The sequence below is a fragment of the Shigella sp. FC1661 genome, from assembly GCF_001712525.1.
Taxonomy (GTDB): domain Bacteria; phylum Pseudomonadota; class Gammaproteobacteria; order Enterobacterales; family Enterobacteriaceae; genus Escherichia; species Escherichia coli.
Genome location: NZ_MDGW01000216.1, coordinates 1 through 3,311, shown reverse-complemented (window position 1 = coordinate 3,311; position 3,311 = coordinate 1). Strand labels below are relative to the sequence as shown.

Sequence of the window (3,311 nt, the reverse complement as noted above, 5' to 3'; positions counted from 1 at the left end):
GGTAAGCCCGGCGGGGTGATGTTCCACAGCGATCAGGGCAGTCATTATACGAGCAGGCAGTTCCGGCAGTTATTGTGGCGATACCAGATCAGACAGAGTATGAGCCGGCGCGGAAACTGCTGGGATAACAGCCCAATGGAACGCTTCTTCAGGAGTCTGAAGAACGAATGGATGCCGGTGGTGGGTTACGTAAGCTTCAGCGAGGCAGCTCACGCCATAACGGACTATATCGTTGGATATTACAGCGCACTAAGACCGCACGAATATAACGGTGGGTTACCCCCAAACGAATCGGAAAATCGATACTGGAAAAACTCTAACTCGGTGGCCAGTTTTTGTTGACCACTTCAATTTGTGAAACAGGCTGTCACGTTCTTTGGTCCAGATCGTCATTTCGAAGAATCCTGGGAAGTTCCTGCGGTATCTGCAGCCAGACGCGAGGACCCGTACTTCAAAGCCAGTTACGACAACGTGGACTACAGCCAGATCCCGGCAGGATTCAGGGGGGGATTATGAGTCTTTTGAATGAAGTTCAGAAATTCATTGAAGCCCATCCGGGGTGTACTTCCGGAGACATTGCGGATGCTTTTGCAGGTTACTCACGGCAGTGCGTTCTGCAGTCAGCAAGCAAATTACGTCAGAGTGGTCGTGTGGCTCACCGTTGTGAAGGGGATACACGCAGACATTTCCCGCGCCTGACTGAGAGAGCGCAGGAGGCGGAACCGCAACCAGTTCGTGAAACCAGACCTGTGCGCAATTTCTATGTCGGCACTAACGACCCGCGGGAGATTTTGTGCCTGACCCGCCAGGCGGAAGAACTGGAGTCCAGGGGCTTATACCGTCGTGCTGCAACGGTGTGGATGGCGGCATTCCGTGAAAGCCACTCCCAGCCAGAACGAAACAATTTTCTGGCGCGTCGTGAGCAGTGTTTACGGAAAAGCAGTAAGCGCGCTGTATCGGGTGATGAGTGGTATCTGTCAGGGAATTACGTGGGGGCTTAATGAGTAATAAATATTGCCAGGCGCTGGTGGAACTGCGGAACAAACCAGCCCATGAACTGAAGGAAGTGGGCGATCAGTGGCGCACGCCGGACAACATTTTCTGGGGAATTAACACCTTGTTTGGTCCGTTTGTTCTGGATCTGTTCACTGACGGTGATAACGCCAAATGTGCCGCGTATTACACGGCGGAAGACAACGCGCTGGCGCATGACTGGTCAGAACGTCTTGCGGAGCTTAAAGGTGCTGCCTTTGGCAATCCCCCGTACAGCCGCGCCAGTCAGCATGAGGGGCAATACATCATCGGCATGCGTTACATCATGAAGCATGCCAGTGCCATGCGTGATAAAGGCGGGCGCTATGTTTTCCTGATCAAAGCTGCCACCAGCGAAGTGTGGTGGCCGGAAGATGCAGATCATATTGCTTTTATTCGCGGGCGTATTGGTTTTGAACTGCCTGCCTGGTTTATCCCGAAAGACGAAAAGCAGGTGCCAACAGGTGCTTTCTTCGCTGGTGCTATTGCTGTTTTCGACAAGACCTGGAAGGGACCGGCAATCAGCTACATCGGGCGCGATGAACTTGAGGCATGTGGTGAGGCATTTCTGGCGCAGGTTCGCCAGCAGGCGGAAAAACTGGTCAGGGAGATGGTGGCATGAAGCTAATACTGCCTTTTCCGCCCAGCGTGAACACGTACTGGCGACACCCCAACAAAGGGGCGTTTGCTGGTAAGAGCCTGATAAGCGCGGCGGGGCGAAAATTCCAGAGCGCGGCGTGCGCAGCAATAGTTGAGCAGTTACGTCGTCTGCCGAAACCAACGTCGGCACCTGCTTCAGTGGAGATCGTGTTGTTTCCTCCGGATAACCGGATCCGCGATCTGGACAACTATAACAAGGCGCTGTTTGACGCCCTGACCCACGCGGGTGTGTGGGAAGACGACAGTCAGGTGAAAAGAATGCTGGTGGAGTGGGGACCGGTTATCCCGAAAGGGAAGGTCGAGATCACTATCAGTAAGTACGAGAAAACGGCGGGTGCAGCCGCCTGATCAAGAGGAGAAACGAAGTATGAATAATCTGATGGTCATTGATGGTATTGAAGTTCGTCGTGATGCTTATGGGCGTTACAGCCTGAACGATCTGCATCGCGCAGCAGTAGCATCTGGTGCAAATGCCAGAACCAAGGAGCCGGGAAAGTTTATTTCCAGCCAACAAACTGTTGAGCTTGTTTATGAATTGACCAACACCCAGAATTTGGGTGTTGACCCGGTGAGTATGATTCATGGGGGAAATGAACGGGGAACGTATGTCTGCAAGGAACTGGTGTATGCCTATGCAATGTGGATCAGCCCGTCATTCCATCTGAAGGTGATCCGTACTTTCGACATGGTAACCAGCGCACCGGAAAAATTATCCGGACAGGCTGCTGACAAGATGCAGGCTGGTGTGATTCTGCTGGACTTTATGCGCCGGGAATTAAACCTGTCTAACTCTTCAGTGCTTGGTGCCTGTCAGAAACTCCAGGAGGCTGTTGGCTTACCGAATCTGGCACCGCGCTATGCCATTGATGCTCCTGCTGACGCGCCTGATGGCTCAAGTCGCCCCACGCTGTCGCTGAGTGCACTGCTGAAACAGTATGGTATCCGCCTTACGGCTAATCAGGCATATCACCAGATGGTTAAGCTGGGGATCGTCGAGCAGCGCGAACGATACAGCCGTACCGCGATTAACAACATCAAAAAATTCTGGTCGCTGACAGCGAAAGGCTGCATGTTCGGCAAGAACATCACCTGTCCTGCAAATCCGCGCGAGACGCAGCCGCATTTCTTCGAATCCCGATTCCCTGAGCTGTTAAAGCTGCTCGATACCGTTCATTGAGGTGACCGTGAGAGCACTACTGACCCCTGAAATTGCCCCGCGTATGGGGATCGTATTGTTCAGACCAGGTTCAGAGCTGATGCCCCTGTTTATGCAGGGGCGTGTCCTGCTGGAGCCTGAGCCGGAGCGTTATTCATCTTTCGCCAGTGGTGCCGTTCCGGCGGCATCACAACCGCTGGCGGATGATCCTGCCGTTCGGGCCGTGTTCCGCAATGAGGAAGTGATCCGTCGTGCTGGTGGCGTGGAATGTCTTGAAAGCTGGTTACTTCGTGAAAAAGGCTGCCAGTGGCCTCATTCCGACTGGCACAGCGAGAACATGACCACAATGCGACACGCTCCGGGTGCAATCCGTCTGTGCTGGCACTGTGACAATCTTCTCCGTGACCAGTTCACGGAACGGCTGGAATCAATGGCAACGGATAACTGTGCCCGCTGGGTGTTG

General features: G+C 53.6%; 5 protein-coding genes and 2 pseudogenes. All 7 read left to right on the top strand.

The features are described 5' to 3' along the window. On the top strand, positions 1–342 hold a 342-nt coding region (locus tag BFF42_RS13165), incomplete at its 5' end, for an integrase core domain-containing protein (RefSeq protein WP_073841232.1). 6 nt (positions 343–348) lie between these two features. Then, positions 349–516, top strand: a pseudogene (locus BFF42_RS26940) (helix-turn-helix domain-containing protein); the annotation flags it as partial. Continuing rightward, positions 513–1,001: a PerC family transcriptional regulator gene (locus BFF42_RS13155; protein WP_000055009.1), complete on the top strand. Its 489-nt coding sequence runs from the start codon at positions 513–515 to the stop codon at positions 999–1,001. The pseudogene BFF42_RS26940 and the gene BFF42_RS13155, both read left to right, overlap by 4 nt. Continuing rightward, positions 1,001–1,654, top strand: a complete 654-nt coding sequence (locus tag BFF42_RS13150; protein WP_000066914.1) for a phage N-6-adenine-methyltransferase — start codon at positions 1,001–1,003, stop codon at positions 1,652–1,654. The genes BFF42_RS13155 and BFF42_RS13150 overlap by 1 nt, the downstream gene beginning before the upstream one ends. Beyond that, the gene (locus tag BFF42_RS13145) at positions 1,651–2,040 is read left to right on the top strand and encodes a RusA family crossover junction endodeoxyribonuclease (RefSeq protein ID WP_000767117.1); all 390 of its coding nucleotides are present in this window, start codon (positions 1,651–1,653) and stop codon (positions 2,038–2,040) included. The genes BFF42_RS13150 and BFF42_RS13145 overlap by 4 nt, the downstream gene beginning before the upstream one ends. Before the next feature lie 19 nt (positions 2,041–2,059). Continuing rightward, complete coding sequence (locus BFF42_RS13140) at positions 2,060–2,869, top strand: KilA-N domain-containing protein (RefSeq protein WP_001061420.1); 810 nt, start codon at positions 2,060–2,062, stop codon at positions 2,867–2,869. A gap of 7 nt (positions 2,870–2,876) precedes the next feature. Next, a pseudogene (locus tag BFF42_RS13135) lies at positions 2,877–3,311 on the top strand (DUF968 domain-containing protein); the annotation flags it as partial.

Excerpts from the sequence above, each read along its gene's own strand:
- BFF42_RS13155 (WP_000055009.1), top strand. The coding sequence starts at position 513 with ATGAGTCTTTTGAATGAAGTTCAGAAATTCATTGAAGCCCATCCGGGG.
- BFF42_RS13150 (WP_000066914.1), top strand. The coding sequence starts at position 1,001 with ATGAGTAATAAATATTGCCAGGCGCTGGTGGAACTGCGGAACAAACCA.
- BFF42_RS13145 (WP_000767117.1), top strand. The coding sequence starts at position 1,651 with ATGAAGCTAATACTGCCTTTTCCGCCCAGCGTGAACACGTACTGGCGA.
- BFF42_RS13140 (WP_001061420.1), top strand. The coding sequence starts at position 2,060 with ATGAATAATCTGATGGTCATTGATGGTATTGAAGTTCGTCGTGATGCT.